This window comes from Mucilaginibacter panaciglaebae (assembly GCF_039539265.1).
GTDB classification, from domain to species: Bacteria; Bacteroidota; Bacteroidia; order Sphingobacteriales; family Sphingobacteriaceae; genus Mucilaginibacter; species Mucilaginibacter panaciglaebae.
Genome location: NZ_BAABCV010000009.1, coordinates 146,682 through 162,223, shown reverse-complemented (window position 1 = coordinate 162,223; position 15,542 = coordinate 146,682). Strand labels below are relative to the sequence as shown.

Annotated in this window: 14 protein-coding genes; 3 read left to right on the top strand and 11 right to left on the bottom strand. The window is 45.2% G+C overall.

Translation table 11 applies throughout. The features are described from left to right. The first annotated feature begins 35 nt into the window (after nt 1-35). Nucleotides 36-3,170 (top strand): efflux RND transporter permease subunit, encoded by a 3,135-nt coding sequence (locus tag ABD772_RS13560; protein ID WP_345105369.1) that lies wholly within the window; start codon nt 36-38, stop codon nt 3,168-3,170. Nucleotides 3,171-3,288: 118 nt separating this feature from the next. Further along, complete coding sequence (locus tag ABD772_RS13555) at nt 3,289-5,028, top strand: arylsulfatase (RefSeq protein WP_345105366.1); 1,740 nt, start codon at nt 3,289-3,291, stop codon at nt 5,026-5,028. Between the two features lie 62 nt (nt 5,029-5,090). On the opposite strand, the gene ABD772_RS13550 is transcribed toward ABD772_RS13555, so the two are convergent. Further along, nucleotides 5,091-5,537, bottom strand: a complete 447-nt coding sequence (locus tag ABD772_RS13550; protein ID WP_345105363.1) for a DUF1569 domain-containing protein — start codon at nt 5,535-5,537, stop codon at nt 5,091-5,093. Nucleotides 5,538-5,658: 121 nt separating this feature from the next. Between ABD772_RS13550 and ABD772_RS13545 the strand changes: the two genes are divergently transcribed. Then, nucleotides 5,659-7,719, top strand: coding sequence for a tetratricopeptide repeat protein (locus tag ABD772_RS13545; protein ID WP_345105360.1), 2,061 nt, complete (start codon nt 5,659-5,661; stop codon nt 7,717-7,719). Between the two features lie 126 nt (nt 7,720-7,845). On the opposite strand, the gene ABD772_RS13540 is transcribed toward ABD772_RS13545, so the two are convergent. The 10 genes from ABD772_RS13540 to ABD772_RS13495 all read right to left on the bottom strand — a co-directional run bounded on the left by ABD772_RS13540 (nt 7,846) and on the right by ABD772_RS13495 (nt 15,541). Next, nucleotides 7,846-9,195: a Gfo/Idh/MocA family protein gene (locus ABD772_RS13540; RefSeq protein WP_345105358.1), complete on the bottom strand. Its 1,350-nt coding sequence runs from the start codon at nt 9,193-9,195 to the stop codon at nt 7,846-7,848. A 193-nt stretch (nt 9,196-9,388) separates the two neighbouring features. Beyond that, a complete protein-coding gene (locus ABD772_RS13535; RefSeq protein WP_345105356.1) occupies nt 9,389-10,231 on the bottom strand; it encodes an oxygenase MpaB family protein in 843 nt (280 codons plus the stop codon). 364 nt (nt 10,232-10,595) lie between these two features. After that, nucleotides 10,596-11,972 carry a cell envelope integrity protein CreD gene (creD, locus tag ABD772_RS13530; protein ID WP_345105354.1) on the bottom strand — a complete coding sequence of 459 codons (1,377 nt, stop codon included), beginning with the start codon at nt 11,970-11,972 and terminating at the stop codon, nt 10,596-10,598. A gap of 53 nt (nt 11,973-12,025) precedes the next feature. Continuing rightward, nucleotides 12,026-12,325 (bottom strand): winged helix-turn-helix domain-containing protein, encoded by a 300-nt coding sequence (locus ABD772_RS13525; RefSeq protein WP_425562832.1) that lies wholly within the window; start codon nt 12,323-12,325, stop codon nt 12,026-12,028. After that, nucleotides 12,312-12,947, bottom strand: coding sequence for a hypothetical protein (locus ABD772_RS13520; RefSeq protein WP_345105351.1), 636 nt, complete (start codon nt 12,945-12,947; stop codon nt 12,312-12,314). Before ABD772_RS13520 ends, ABD772_RS13525 begins: the two co-directional genes overlap by 14 nt. Before the next feature lie 105 nt (nt 12,948-13,052). After that, nucleotides 13,053-13,475 carry a VOC family protein gene (locus tag ABD772_RS13515; protein WP_345105348.1) on the bottom strand — a complete coding sequence of 141 codons (423 nt, stop codon included), beginning with the start codon at nt 13,473-13,475 and terminating at the stop codon, nt 13,053-13,055. Nucleotides 13,476-13,491: 16 nt separating this feature from the next. Continuing rightward, the gene (locus ABD772_RS13510) at nt 13,492-14,085 is read right to left on the bottom strand and encodes a YdeI/OmpD-associated family protein (protein WP_345105345.1); all 594 of its coding nucleotides are present in this window, start codon (nt 14,083-14,085) and stop codon (nt 13,492-13,494) included. A 21-nt stretch (nt 14,086-14,106) separates the two neighbouring features. Continuing rightward, nucleotides 14,107-14,667 carry a DUF4256 domain-containing protein gene (locus ABD772_RS13505; protein ID WP_345105343.1) on the bottom strand — a complete coding sequence of 187 codons (561 nt, stop codon included), beginning with the start codon at nt 14,665-14,667 and terminating at the stop codon, nt 14,107-14,109. 16 nt (nt 14,668-14,683) lie between these two features. Continuing rightward, complete coding sequence (locus ABD772_RS13500) at nt 14,684-15,067, bottom strand: DoxX family protein (protein ID WP_345105341.1); 384 nt, start codon at nt 15,065-15,067, stop codon at nt 14,684-14,686. 6 nt (nt 15,068-15,073) lie between these two features. Next, nucleotides 15,074-15,541: an SRPBCC family protein gene (locus ABD772_RS13495; RefSeq protein WP_345105339.1), complete on the bottom strand. Its 468-nt coding sequence runs from the start codon at nt 15,539-15,541 to the stop codon at nt 15,074-15,076. Between the last annotated feature and the right edge of the window lies 1 nt (nt 15,542).

Here is a 15,542-nt window from a genome sequence, read left to right as displayed (position 1 = left end):
ATCAATAGCAGTTATTTTTTACCCGAAATCAAACAATGAATAAATTCATTAAAAATATAATCTACTTCTCATTAAAGCACCGTTACTTCGTGTTTTTTATGACCGCCATTTTGGTGGGCATAGGCGTGTGGAGTTATACCAATACCCCTATTGAGACTTTCCCTGATGTAACCAACACGCAGATCATCATCATCGCTCAATGGCCGGGCCGCAGTGCCGAGGAGGTCGAGAAGCTCATCACCATTCCGATAGAGACGGTGTTGAACTCTGTGCAGAAGAAATCTAACCTGCGTACCACATCTGCATTCGGTTTATCATACACCCGTATCATTTTTGACGATGATGTGGACGACGCCTTTGCGCGTCAGCAGGTATTAAGCCGTTTGGCCAACGTCGATCTGCCTGATGGAGTAAAACCCGAGATTGAACCGCCTTATGGCCCCACCGGTGAGATCTATCGTTATACCCTGAAAAGTAAAACCAAATCATTGCACGAACTCACCGCTATACAAGATTGGGTGCTCGACCGTCAATTTAAAGCCGTTCCCGGCGTTGCCGACGTGAACAGTTTTGGAGGTGAAGAAAAATCGTACGAGGTAAGCGTCAATCCGGCTTTGCTGCAAAAATATGGTTTGACTTCGCTTGACGTATACAATGCCATCAACCGCAGTAATATTAACGTAGGTGGCGATGTTATTGAGAAAAATGACCAGGCTTACGTGGTGCGGGGTATCGGTTTGATCAATAACGTTGATGAGATGAAAAACATCATCATCAAAAATGTAAATAACGTACCTATCCTGGCCAAGGATGTTGCCGATGTGCATGAGGCCGGTTTACCCCGCCTGGGCCAGGTTAGCCGCGATAAGCAGAAGGATGTTATTGAAGGGATCATCGTAATGCGCAAAGGCGAAAATCCAGCCGAGGTATTGGAGCGTGTACGCGATAAGGTTAAAGATCTGAATGACAACATATTGCCAAAAGATGTCAAGATCGACACCTTTTACGACCGCACCAACCTGATGGATTTTTGTACCGAAACGGTGATTCACAACCTATTGGAAGGCATAGTGCTGGTAACTGTCATCGTATTCCTGTTCATGGCCGATTGGCGAACCACTTTAACGGTGGCTATTATCATCCCGCTGTCGTTACTGTTTGCTTTTATCTGTATGCGGATAAAAGGTATGAGCGCCAACCTGCTCTCCATGGGAGCGGTGGATTTTGGTATCATTATAGACGGCGCCGTGGTGATGGTGGAGGGTATATTTGTAGCACTCGACCATAAGGCACACGAGGTTGGCATGGAGAAATTTAACAAGCTGGCTAAACTGGGCTTGTTTAAAAATGTCGGCGCCGAAATGGGTAAGGCGATCTTTTTCTCCAAGCTCATTATCATCACTTGTTTAATACCGATCTTCGCTTTCCAAAAAGTGGAAGGCAAAATGTTCTCGCCACTGGCTTATACCTTGGGCTTTGCCTTGCTGGGTGCCCTGATATTTACGCTTACGCTGGTGCCCGCGCTGTCAAGCATCCTGCTCAATAAAAATGTAAAAGAGAAACATAATCCGGTGGTAACGTTCTTTGAGAATGGCATACGCCGGATGTTTAATTATACGTATAAGAACCCCAAGATCAGTTTGATAGTTGCCATTTCGTTTATGGCCCTGACCTTCTTCTCAGCTAAATTTCTGGGTACTGAGTTCCTGCCCGATCTGAATGAAGGCGCATTATGGGTAGAAGCCGAGTTGCCGATGAGTGTTTCATTGCCCGAAGCCGAAAGCATCAACCAAAAAATGATGCAGATGCTGGCTAAGTTCCCTGAAGTTAAGCAAACCCTGGCCCAGGTGGGCCGTACCAATGACGGTACCGACCCGAAAGGTTTCTTTGATGTGCAAATACAAGTCGACCTGAAAAATAAAAAAGAATGGCCAAAAGGTGTTACCAGCGATAGTTTAATTGATGCGATGGACGGGCAATTGCGGAAGATCCCTGGTACGGTATTCAACTATTCGCAGCCTATCCGCGATAACGTGGAAGAGGCCGTTGCCGGTGTTAACGCGGCGTTAGCAGTAAACATCTTCGGCTCGGATTTTAAAGTGCTGGATGAAAAAGCCGACGAAGTGATGAAAGTGCTTAAAACCGTAAAAGGCATTGACGATTTAGGCGTGCTGCGCAACCTTGGTCAGCCGGAGTTTAGGATAGAGCTGGATCAACGCAAAATGGCCCTATACGGCGTGGCCACTGCCGATGCCAACTCCGTTATTGAAATGGCGATAGGCGGCAAAGCCGCTAGCCAACTATATGAAGGCGAGCGTCGCTTTGACATTCGTGTGCGTTATCAAAAGCAGTTCCGCGATACGCAGGATAAGATCGAGAACCTGATGGTACCAACACTCAACGGTTCGAAGATCGCTATCAAAGAGATCGCCGCTATAAAAATATTAACCGGCCCTGCATTTATCTACCGCGACAATAACATGCGTCACATTGCGGTTAAATTCTCGAACCGCGGGCGCGATCTGGGGAGCACCATTGCCGAGGCCCAGGCAAAAGTAAACCGGCTGGTTAAATTTGACCACGGCTACTCAACGCAATGGGTGGGTGAGTTTGAGAACCAAACCCGCGCATCGAAGACCCTGGCGCACGTGGTGCCAATTTGTTTGCTGGTCATCTTCCTGATCTTGTTTATCACCTTTGGCAATGTTAAAGATGCCACATTGGTTATTATGAATGTACCTTTCGCGCTGATTGGCGGTATATTGGCTTTGCATATTACAGGTATCAACTTTAGTATATCAGCCGGTATTGGTTTCATTGCGTTGTTTGGGGTGTGTATCCAGAACGGCGTGATCCTGATATCGGTGTTCCGCAAAAACCTGGAAGAGCACATGCCTTTGGATAAAGCGATATTGGACGGCGTAATATCGCGCGTCAGGCCAGTGGTGATGACTGCTTTGATGGCCGCCATTGGTTTAATGCCCGCGGCAATATCGACCGGTATTGGCAGCGAAACACAAAAACCTTTGGCTATTGTGGTAATAGGCGGTTTGATTACTTCGACCATATTGACCTTACTGATATTGCCTGTAATTTATGCCTTGGTGCACAGACTCATCCACAAACGCGAAAACCGGAAACTGCTTAAAAAAATAGGTGCAGTACATTGATAAAGGCATATAATTAGGTTTGCCAATAGTAGCATGGCCCCGCATCGAAAGATCGGGGCTTTTGCGTTTTTGGAACTTTAATTTATAACTTAGTAACAGTAACCAACTGTCCGCACCTATGAGGTATTTTAAATTTAGATCAATAGCTGTATTAGCTGTGGTCTGCATTGTCGTGATAGCCTGGAAGGCAAACACGATAAAACCTGCACCCAAAAAGGCAGCGTTAAAACGCCCTAATATTATAGTGATCCTGTCGGACGATATGGGTTATTCTGATTTGGGCTGCTACGGCGGCGAGGCTGCCACACCACATCTCAATATGCTTGCCAAAGAGGGTTTGCGTTACACTCAATTTTATAATGTCGCCAGGTGCTGCCCCTCGCGTGCTTCATTAATGACAGGCCTCGACCCGCATCAGGCAGGTATGGGCTGGATGACAACTGATGATTTTAAACTACCCGGCTATCGCGGCGACTTAAGCCATAACGCCGTTACTATGGCAGAGGTATTGCATTCGGCGGGTTATGCTACTTACATGACGGGTAAGTGGCACCTAAACCTCGACCCGAAACCAACCAGCGGCAAAGAGAACTGGCCGTTGCAGCGGGGCTTTGATCATTATTACGGCACTATCCTCGGCGCGGCTAACTATTATGATCCCGGTTACCTATGCCGTGACAATACTTTGGTTAATACCACCAATGATCCGGAATATCATCCCCAACAGTATTACTTCACTAACGCTATTTCAGACAACTCAGTAAAATTTATCAAAGAGCGCGATAAGGACAAGCCTTTCTTTATGTACGTGGCATATACCGCCGCCCACTGGCCAATGCAGGCCCCGCCCGAGGAGATTGCCAAATATAAAGGTCGTTTTGACAAAGGATATGAAGCATTGCGCAAGGAACGTTTAGAGCGCATGAAGAAGCTGGGCGTGGTTAAACCGGATGTTGCCCTTTCGCCGTTTGACGGTAAGCCCTGGGCTGATGAAAAAAACAAACCGGCTATGCTGCGCCGCATGGAGACCTACGCCGCTATGATCGATATCATGGACCAGGGTATCGGGCGAATTATCAAACAGTTGAAGACTGACGGCATGTATGATAACACGCTGATTTTCTTCTTGCAGGACAATGGCGCCTGTGCCGAGATCATTGGCAACGGGCCTATCCGTGCCGAAGCTGCTGACACCGCAAATGTGCGCAAGCTGACACCTGAGTCGCTGGTCTATTCCAACAACCCTAAAACCACCCGCGCCGGGAAACTGGTGATGCAGGGCCATGATTTAATGGCTGGTCCGGCGGATACTTATGTATCGTACATGCAGGAATGGGCCAATGTGTCTACCACGCCGCTGCGCAAGTTTAAGCACTATGTGCATGAAGGTGGTATTTCTACACCTCTGATCGTTCACTGGCCAGACGGATTGAAAGCCAAAGGCGAAATGCGCGACCAGGTGGGCCATGAAATGGACATCATGCCAACCATTCTGGATGTTACCCATACGCCATATCCTAAGACTTATAACGGCCATGACATCACCCCGATTGAGGGTATAAGCCTGGTGCCAAGTTTCACCAACCAGCCGCTGAAACGTGAGGCGTTATGCTGGGATCATGAAATGAATAAGGCCGTGCGCATGGGTAAATGGAAACTGGTAAGCGAAGCCACCCTAATGAAAGGCCATACATATAGGTCGTCGCCATGGGAGTTGTATGATATTACAACCGACCGCAGCGAAATGCACGACCTGGCTGCCCAGCGCCCCGACCTGGTTAAAAAGATGAACGACATTTGGGACGCCTACGCCAAACGCTGCAATGTGCTGCCATCGCCGTGGACAAAAGTGGAATAGATGTGCTGGAGATTGATTGGTGTATTTTAGAGACGCGATGCGCATCTTCATACAGTCCGGTATCAAACACCAAACTGTCTTAAATGATGATCTGCATGTTTGTATGCCAGTTGACCCACCTGTTCTTTCGTCATTTTACCAAAGAACCAATGTGTAAAGTCGGGGGCATCGAAGTCCTGATACCGTTCAATCAGGCCGGCCCATTTGTCACGCTCGGCAATGATATCGCCAGCACTTTGCTGTACTTTAAAATCTTTACTGGTTGGAGCATTTTTGCCCATCGGGGCGTCATTCTTAGTTAAATTATTCAATGCTATTTTACCAAATATCCGCCCTATAAATTGTCGCGGATAAACTTTATCGCCCAGGTACATTTCATCAGACAAAGTGCAATGCTTCAGCATCTGGTAAACATTCATCTTGCCCCATTGCGGTATATTGTTTTCATTAAGAGTTTTAATGCGCGCAATAATGGCGTCGCGGGTCGGCTTATCGAATATGCTTTTCATTCTCATCTGCTAAATACAACAAACCTAACGCATCGGCATAAATAACCGCGCGGCAGTTCTGGACTATTTAACGGGCTAAATAAGCCAAATACAATTGGCAAATGTTTAATAACTTACCCTCGTGAAAAAGCACCATTTCCGTATCGGTATTTTTTTGATGATGTTGCTCTGTGCCATCACCTATGCCAACCATTTTCAAAACGGCTTCCATTTTGACGATTCGCATACCATACAAAACAATGCCTACATACGCAATATACATAACATTCCGTTATTCTTTAAGAACGGTAGCACCAGCAGCACCCTGCCCCAAAACCAGTCATACCGCCCGGTTACCACCACTTCGCTGGCATTTGATTACTGGTTAGGCGGCGATTATTACCTGTTCTTTTTTCATCTGTCTACTTTCATTTTATTTCTGTTACAAGGATGGCTGATGGTAAAATTTATGCACCGGATTTTTGATATCACTATTGTCAATAACCAGCGGAATGCCGCCGTTGCACTCATTGCCGCTACCTTTTATCTGCTTCATCCGGCGATAGCCGAAACCGTTAATTATGTCATTGCCCGGGCAGATATACAATCCACCTTCGGTGTGGTGCTCGCCTTCGTGCTATATCAATATTCGGGGCGATGCCGTAAGTATTATCTATACCTGCTTCCGGTAATTATAGGTGCACTGGCCAAGCCACCCTCAGTGATGTTTGCGCCGATGTTTTTTGTTTATCTATTATTCTTTGAGCAAGGGTTGGGTTTAGTGGATATCTTCAAACCTCGTAAATTCAGGCAAGTATTTGGGGCAATAAAAACAGCTATCCCGGCTTTTATTTGCTGCGCCGTTACGTATTGGTTTTTAGATAAAATGACGCCTAAAACCTGGGAACCGGGCGGCGCCTCCCCTATGCAGTATCTCATAACGCAGCCTATTGTTATCGCGCATTATTTCCAGATGTTTTTTGTGCCGACCCAGTTAAGTGCCGACTCTGACTGGACACTGTTACCCGGCATATCCGACTGGCGCTTTTTTGCGGGAATGGCTTTTGTTGTGCTAATGATCGCTATTGCTTTTATCACTTCCCAGAAAAAACAACTGCGGCCAATCAGCTTTGGCATTGTCTGGTTCTTTCTGGCGTTGCTGCCTACATCAAGCATAATTCCGCTGGCTGAGGTATTGAATGATCACCGCATGTATTTTCCCTTTGTCGGCTTACTCATTAGCGTAAGTTGGAATATTGCCCTATTAATAAAAAAATGGATGCCCTGGATTACCCGGCATCTTCCGCGCTATAAAATTCTATTTGCAACTTTATTAACCCTGTTACTGGTTACATACGCCTATGGCACCTGGCGGCGCAACGAAGTATGGTATGACGAGGATAGCCTTTGGTATGACGTCACTATAAAAAGCCCCAACAATGGCCGCGGGCTTATGAATTATGGCCTGAGCAAAATGGCACAGGGCGATTATCTCACTGCTGAGATCTATTACGAGCGGGCGCTCAAATTACTCCCAAACTACTTCAGCATTTATATAAATCTTGGCATCCTTAAGTCTGCCGCCGGTCACGATGAAGAAGCAAGGGGTTACTTTGAAAAAGGCCTCGCATATGGCAGCAATTATCCGGATGCCTACAGCTACTATGCCCGTTTTCTGAACAGCCGGGGGCTATATAAAGAAGCTATACCAAAGCTGCAATATGCCCTTAAGCTATCACCGGCAAATACTTTTGCGCGGATGCAATTAATGGAGGGGTACCAAAACACCGAGAACTGGGGCGAATTAAAAAAGCTGGCTGAAAGCACCTTACAATTGGAGCCCAATAATGCCGAGGCCAGGAACTATTTGCAAGCCGCCATTGCTCGTAAAAGCAAAGCCGATCTTGAGGCTGACGAAATCAGAAAATCGCCTACGGCGGATAAATATTTGGGGCTAAGTTTATCCTACTATGTTGCCGGTCGTTTTCAGGATTGCATCGATGCCTGTAACCAGGCGCTGGCACTTGAACCTAATTATGTACAGGCTTATAACAATATTTGCGCAGCTTACAATAAATTGCAGCAATGGGATAAAGCCATCGCCGCAGGCAAAAAAGCGCTGTCAATTGATCCCAATAATCAGTTACTAAAGAATAATTTGCAGGAAGCTTACCGGCATAAAGCAGAAAATAATAATCATTGATCTGCCGTGTCATGCTGAGCCCGCGGAAGCATGAGGGCAAGGGTCCATAATCGCTTATTGTTCCCATCGCTCACCCTTCGAGAGGCTCAGAGCGACACCTACACATTCCCAAAGTTGTCATTCGAGCTAAAACCCACTATCATCCCGTGCAAATTCATTCTTACACGTTTTCCATTTGCCGCGTGTAAAATCGGGGAACTGTTGCGGCGCATTCCCCTCTTTCAGCGACTTTGTCGATAGTGGCGTAATTACGCTCATTGTAACCGAGTCGTATACATCAATAGGGGTTTGCTTTTTTTCTTTTACTGCCAGAATAAAGGCGTTGAATACAAACCAGTCCATACCGCCATGTCCCGCGCCTGCGGCATCATTGGCATAGCGTTTCCAGAGCGGGTGGTCATATTTATCAAGCCAGGGTTGCGCAGGCTCCCAGGTATCATTATTTTTAGTTTGGTGATCGATATAGATGCTTTGATTCACGTCCATCCAAATACCCTGTGTGCCGTCGATCCTGAAACCTAACGAATATGGCCTTGGCAAATGTGTATCATGCGTTAATAACACTGTTTCGCCGTTCGCGCAATTGATCATCGTTTGAGTAATGTCACCGTTTTTATAATTGATCTTTGCATTTTTATGGCCGGGCGACACTTCTTCGACATAAGCCGCTAATCCCCGTGCTTTGCTGCTGACAGAGACCATATTGGTGAAACGGTTACCACGGTTAATATCAATATATTGCATACACGGGCCAACGCCATGTGTCGGGTATAAGTCACCATCCTGATCAACATTAAACTGTGTGCGCCACTGCGCCTCGCTGATGGTTGACGGACCAAACTCAGGCCCTACGGAATAGTCGTCCTTGCCGTTGTTAAACAACACATTGCGCAGGTTATGCTGGTAGCCGCCCTCTACATGTAACACCTCGCCAAAAACATTCTGGCGGACCATGTTCAGTGTAGCCATTACATCGCGGCGATAGCAAACATTCTCCAGCGTCATGTAAGGCATGCCGGTTTTTTCTGAGGTATTTACAATATCCCAATGATCTTCTACTGTGAGCCCGGCAATAACCTCGCAACCCACATATTTACCTGCTTTCATGGCGTCAATAGCCTGCGGATGATGAAACTGCCATGGTGTGGCAATGATCACCGCATCGATATCTTTACGCTCCAGAAGCTTTTTATAGGCGTCCAATCCCCCGGTGTATTCAGCGGCGGCAGGCCGTTTTGCCTTTGCAATAAACTCTCGGCATCTTTTCAGTGAGCGTTCCTGAATATCGCATATTGCAACAATTTCCACATCGCTTCGCAAGGTGCCTTCAGAGATATGGCTCATACCGCGGTCGCCCACACCGATGTAGCCCAGGCGCACTTTGTCGTTGGCTTTAGCAAAAAGGGTCCCCCCTGGTAAAATACTGAAACTGGTTGCGGCAATGGCGCCGGCGGCTATAAATTCTCTTCTTTCCATAATGATTATCGGTTACTGTTGTTTGAGGATATCGATAATCTAATTTATAGAAAAAATAGTGTCCCGTCCATTCGGCTGCGCTTAATTTCAAATTTAATCATAAGATGCGGGGTGTTTCATCTGTAGATACATGCAAAGGCGCAAAGCATTGTGTCTCTACCTACACCTATTTGCGCCACAAATATTACAATTCTTAAATACGTATCTGCCTAACCTGTGCTATATATTTTAATGGCAGCAAGCTTTCAATAAGCAAGTTTCCGATGCCTAAACGTCTTGAAGCTTTATATACCGTAAGCAGTGGCCTTACCACGCCCGGGCCCTCTAACTTTAACATTTGTTTGATACGCGCAGGAGACAGCAAGCTTTGTACACGTTTCAACAAGAAAAACCGGATAGGGCCAAGATGCTTCCGGTATTGACGATAAAGATCTGTTGTAAACTGGCTGCAGACGGTATCATTTTCCAGATGCTGTTGATGAGCGTGATGCCATTGCTGATAGGTTTGGGGCAGATCTTTTAGATGCATGCGTATACCTACCCTGTAAAATACATCAAACACTTCCTCTTTTTCTTCGATGGTGAGTTGTCTATATAAGACTTCGTAGGCATGGATAGAATACCAGATCAGCATAAATAATACGTCACGATAGGCCCAGTCGGGAATTTGCGCACCCCGGTTTTGCTCAACACTTTGGTGAATGGCCGTAATCTGGTCTATGTAATGATTAGCCTTATCCAACGGTGAAAAAATGATCTTGCGTGCATAGGTCACCGTTGAAAATAAACGGCCAAGCGGATCGGCAGGCAGGCGACCGGTAAAATACAGCCAGTCTACCGCCTTATTCAGGGCAAACTCGGCAGCTGACCCTGCAAAGACAAACAGCACACTATCGGGGCTGCCCCAAATTTTCCTGACGACTGAATTTTCGGAGGTAAAATATTCCATATAACTTATCTTCTTCTTACGTATCGGCTTTTCTGAAAACATCTCTGTCACTCCCACTAAAATAATGCCTAAGGTGTACACCAGCATCCATCCAGAAAAAAGATGTACCCATACTCACGCAGGCAAACTTTGAACTGACCAATCTTAATACGTATACAAGATAATAGTATTGCGTTACCTGTGTATTACAGAAAAATATCAGCACATCTAAGGCTAGCCGTAACCGTAAAGAAACTCATGACAAAACAGGAAAAAAATCACTACTAAGAAATCGCCGCCGAAAGGGCGAACGACATTGTTATCAGCATAAATTCCGATCAATGTTTCGATAAGCAACAGAATCGCTGCAAACAGGAAATGTCTTGAATTAAACCGCAAGAAGCTAACAGTATAGATTTAATTTATATAGTTACTCAGTCAATATTGGAATTGACGATATGGGCGCTCGCCGTTAAACTACGCCGGGCTTTTTATCGTAATGCCCGCCATCCCAATTAATCTTTCTCGAGAAATACATCAACACCGCTACAATAACAAACAAAGCAATGCTACCGGCCAATAACGCAAAATCTTCCAGTTGAATAATGACATAGATAAAACCGTAGAATACTGAAAGTATGCCCGCGAAAGAAAAGGATTTCAGCTTATTCTTAAGTAGGGAGGACACAAACGCGGTTATCAGGCCTACAATGGCCAAAGCTGCTACAATATAAGCCCAGTTAAAACCCATCTGTTCTGAAAGTGACAACAGCAGGGTATAAAAAATGATCATCGCCGCCCCTATTAATACGTAGTTGAAAGAATGTATCTTACGCTTACCAATCAGTTCAGTTAAAAAAAGTGACACAAAGGTTAAGACGATAATTAATACGGCGTATTTATTAGCACGGGTAGTTTCCTGATAATCGTCCACCGGCATCCGCAGGTTTACGCCAAATGTTGCGTTTTGCTGTTTGCTTACATTATTCAGCACACTGGCACTGTCGGTCCATTGCTGCGGAAACGGGCTGTTATAATACAGCACATGCCAGCGGGCGTTAAAGGCTTTGTCTTTAACCTGGCGGGCGTCAGGTAAAAAGCGACCGTCGAAATTTGGCGTTCCCCAGTTTCCACTAAGTTCTACATCGGTTGTTTTACCTAACTGTAAAAAGCTTAAACCATCGGTGCCATTCAGCTCAAGCGAGCAGGTAAATGACAGCGAATTGCCGACAATCTCGCCGGCATTAGTAGCGGCGGCTTGCAAACCATTAGTAAAAGCCGAGACATTCCCGGCCGACGGAGCGGCCGCGAAAGTTTGTGAACCCAATGTCAGGCTGGGGTTGGTTTTCAGGCCTTTTAAATCGGACACGCTGAATGTCACAAAAGCTTTATCAGTTAAAAGCTGCTTTGCGTCTATCCCGAGCGCATTCAGATCGGTTTTGGCAAAATTGCCTGACATACGCACTTGTGTTTTGTAAACCACTGCCGAAAACATCCCTTTATGAATCACATCAGTTTTTAGCTCCGCTTTAATAGATAGTTGATCAGGCAGCAGGAATAGTTTTCTCTCAACCTGTTTTAACGCAGGTTTACCATTGACATCAGCTACTTCAATCTGATCTTTATACGGGATAACCAATACCGGGCCTTTGATTAGCTGCTTACCGGCAAAGTTGTAAGAGATGTTAGATATAACCTCATCGCGCCGCGCTGCCCGTTCATGGATAAGGTTGCCTATCATTGCCGACGGGATAAGGAGCACTAAAGTGAGCATCCCGATAAATACTAATTTAACCGATACAGACTCCCGGAGCCAGTGGGTTATTTGCGTTGATTGTTGTGATTCCATTTTGTTGTTAGTTAAAAGTACTTTGTATTTCAAAGTGTATATTCAAAAAAATATTAGCTTTTTTGCTGTTTAATTAAGTTTTCCAACGCTTCAAGATGTTTTTTGAATGCAGCTATTCCCTTTTCGGTGGCCTGATACCGAGTATTAGGCTTCCTGCCCAGAAATGACTTGATCACCGAGATATACGCCTCTTTCTCTAACGCCTTCAAATGCGAGGCCAGATTACCGTCTGTAGTAGCCAGTAATTCTTTAAGCGAATTAAAGTCATAACTCTCATTAGCTACCAATACACTCATCACTTGTAGGCGTATACGGTTTTCAAAAGCTTTATCAAAATTATTAAGCGCTAACACGATCGTATTTAAAGTACATTATAGTGCCATATAAAATATGCAGCACACCAAAACCCAAAGCCCAAAAATACAGACCATACCCTGGCTGCATTAATGAAAGCAAACCCAACACAATTTCTAGCAGCCCAAGCCATTTAACATCCCCATAGGTGAATTTTGAGGCCGCTACTAGGGCCAGGCCATAAAACACCAGGCAAGCGGGTGCAATAATACCATAGTGATGCTGAACATACAAAATAAAAGCAAAACAACCACCAACAAGTAAAGGCAGCAACCCCGCGTTAGCCAGCGCCCGGCTACTTTGATTCCAAACCGATTGATGATTACGACGGGCTTTAGCCGACGAAAGCAAGATGGCTGTAACTATTGATAGGACTAACACGGCTATGGCAACGCCAAATAGTATCAGATCCAAGCCCAACCTATTAACGTTCTCATACACATCGTCACCCAACGAATTTGTTGAATAGTTCGGGATAAGTATATAGGCAACGCCCGCACCTATAAGCGCATAAATGCCCGCTAATATACCGGATAATCCGCTTAGCGAAATAAACTTAGTCGACCGCTCCATAATGGTTTTGATGGAACTGATGTCATCATAAATGTCTTTATTTTTCATATAAAGTACTTTGCAGTGCAAAGCTTGAAAATAAATTTGTTTTCTGCAAGGGATTAAGGAAACATTTTTTAGAATTGGCCGACGGCGTGTATTATCAGATGATAGCTACAACATAATATTGTCGTTCTCATCCAATGGCCAAAACGGATTGTAAGCTACTTCAAATAAATATCCGTCTAAATCTTTAAAGTAACCGCTATAGCCGCCCCAGTAAACCTTTTGGGCCGGTTTAATGACAGAAGCCCCTAGATCGGCTACCTGCTTCAGCACATCATCAACCTCTTGTTCAGATTTGGCGTTGTAAGAAATAGTCATACCTGAAAACGCTGCGGGTTGGTATTTTAGGGTAGTGTCTTCGGCTAATTCATGGCGGGGATGCAGCGCCAGTATCATGCCGCCGAGCGGGAAAAGTGCCAACCCCTCCACGCTTTTGTCTGACTTTTTCCAACCCAGTCCGTTTTCGTAAAAGTTTACAGCTCTTTCAAAATTATCGACACCGAGGGTTATTAAGTTTAGCTTTTGTCGCATTGCTTTATTTCATTTACTAGTCGTTCAGTCCTTTTCCATTTAAAATCTGCGGAATATACTTTTCGATACGCGCCTCGCGGGTTTGGGCCTGTTTAGCCTGCGAAAAATGCAGCAGGTAAGCGCGTTGCCGCCCCTGAGTTAATGCCTGAAACGCTGTTTTTAATGCCGGGATATGATCCAGCTTGTACTGAAATTCAATAGGCATATTAAATTCATCCGTTTTCTTCAATTCCACTTTCAGCCCCGCTTTCTCTACTTCTATGGCTTCAAAAATATAGGCTTTAATAGCAGCTTCCCGGTCAATGACCTCACGAATATTTGCAAACCTGATCTGCCGGGCGCCCTGTACGTTTTCGGTCTGCTGAATCAGTATTCCGTCGGCATCGCTCAACAATACTCCTTTAAAAAACAGTAATGCGCAATACTCTTTAAAGGTATGTATCAGAACAATATTTTTTCCTTCAAAGGCGTAACATGGACAGCCCCATTTCAATTCCTCGGTAAGCCCGGTATCCAGGCAAATCACACGTAGTCTTTCAATCTCTTGTTGCCACCTTTTTTCTTTATCGAAAAAGAAATCGACTTTTGGGTTTATACCTGCCTGCGCCATAGTACAATATTAGCAAAAGGTTTACACAGTTAACATGCCGCGGAAAGCTCTTGCCGCATAATATGATTCTGCACCGTTATGGTACAGAAACACTGTATCATATCTGCGGTCGCAAAAAACTGCGCCGCCCAGCTTCCTGATATCAGCGGGAGTTTTTACCCAGCTTGATGTTTTCAGGTCAAAACGCTCTAGCTCCTGCAGGTACCGGTATTGCATCTCCGTCAAAAGCTCAATGCCCATAGCTGCTGCCATATCAACCGCGTTGTTCTCGGGTTTATATGCTTTCCTGGAATCAAGTGCCTGGCGGTCATAACACAAACTACGGCGGCCCTGGGGGCTTTCTGCCGAGCAATCATAAAAAGTATATTCGCCGGTCTCTGCGTTATAGCCAATCACATCCGGCTCACCACCGGTCAGCTCCATTTCGTTAAGCGACCAAAGTTTATCGGCATTCACTGCTAACTTAGCCTGCACGTTGGCCCATTCCAGCCCCTTATGGCGGTGCAGGTTCTTATTAAAACGCGCTTTCAATACGTCGAGCAATTCTCCGCACTGTTGCGGCGACAATTGTTTGTTATTCATACCGAGCTATTATTATTTATAGATTGGCCGTATTGATCTTTCTGCTTACCGGCCTGCAATACCAGGATAAAATAATAAAAATAGTTTGAGCCAAAGGCCCTATAATTGCTTTTCCGCTATCGCCCATGACCAGGTGCGATATTAAAGCGCCCGTCATGGTAAAAAAAAGGCCCGCGTATGCCCACTCTTTAATCAGCTTAAAGCCCGGTACCAGAATTACTACAACGCCGAGTATTTTCCAGGTGCCAAGTATGGTCATTAAATAAGCCGGATAGCCTAAATGCGCAAGGATATCAACCATCTGTTTAGCCCGCAACAGCTGGCTAATACCGCTTCCCAACATCCCCGCCGATAGTAAAGCGGTGGCAATCCAATAGATAATTAGTTTTTTCTTTTCCATAATACTTTATTTAAACTTGCTGATGATTTCTTCTAAACGGTTATGAGCCATATTTAACCCTTGCCTGAATGGCATTTGCAGCAACTGATCGCGCTGAGCAACCGACTCATAAATGATATGTGCATTTAACCTGCTGGTGCTTTCTGTAAGCGATTCAAACTCATAAACCTCTAACTGAACGCCAAACGGCGTATTGGCCATCTCAAACGTGCGGATGATCTTTTGATTTGTTACCAAATCATGAATTACGCCCCCCATTTGTAAAACCACCTGCCCTTGCGCGTTGCTTGTTTCAAACTGGTAGCTGCCATGCTTTTTGCCTTCAAATCTAATTACTTTGGTGTTCATCCATTGTTCAATAAATTCTGCCTCAGTGCAGGCTTTAAAAAGCAGATCAACAGGCAAATCAAATTCACGTTTTATCGTAATGTCGTGCGTGCCATCGCCGGCGTGTACTTTGGTTTTTAGCTCCATA

Coding starts and splice junctions, on each gene's coding strand:
- ABD772_RS13555 (WP_345105366.1), top strand. CDS start 3,289: ATGAGGTATTTTAAATTTAGATCAATAGCTGTATTAGCTGTGGTCTGC.
- ABD772_RS13550 (WP_345105363.1), bottom strand. CDS start 5,537: ATGAAAAGCATATTCGATAAGCCGACCCGCGACGCCATTATTGCGCGC.
- ABD772_RS13515 (WP_345105348.1), bottom strand. CDS start 13,475: ATGCGACAAAAGCTAAACTTAATAACCCTCGGTGTCGATAATTTTGAA.
- creD (WP_345105354.1), bottom strand. CDS start 11,972: ATGGAATCACAACAATCAACGCAAATAACCCACTGGCTCCGGGAGTCT.
- ABD772_RS13505 (WP_345105343.1), bottom strand. CDS start 14,667: ATGAATAACAAACAATTGTCGCCGCAACAGTGCGGAGAATTGCTCGAC.
- ABD772_RS13495 (WP_345105339.1), bottom strand. CDS start 15,541: ATGGAGCTAAAAACCAAAGTACACGCCGGCGATGGCACGCACGACATT.
- ABD772_RS13520 (WP_345105351.1), bottom strand. CDS start 12,947: ATGAAAAATAAAGACATTTATGATGACATCAGTTCCATCAAAACCATT.
- ABD772_RS13560 (WP_345105369.1), top strand. CDS start 36: ATGAATAAATTCATTAAAAATATAATCTACTTCTCATTAAAGCACCGT.
- ABD772_RS13500 (WP_345105341.1), bottom strand. CDS start 15,067: ATGGAAAAGAAAAAACTAATTATCTATTGGATTGCCACCGCTTTACTA.
- ABD772_RS13535 (WP_345105356.1), bottom strand. CDS start 10,231: ATGCTGGTGTACACCTTAGGCATTATTTTAGTGGGAGTGACAGAGATG.
- ABD772_RS13510 (WP_345105345.1), bottom strand. CDS start 14,085: ATGGCGCAGGCAGGTATAAACCCAAAAGTCGATTTCTTTTTCGATAAA.
- ABD772_RS13540 (WP_345105358.1), bottom strand. CDS start 9,195: ATGGAAAGAAGAGAATTTATAGCCGCCGGCGCCATTGCCGCAACCAGT.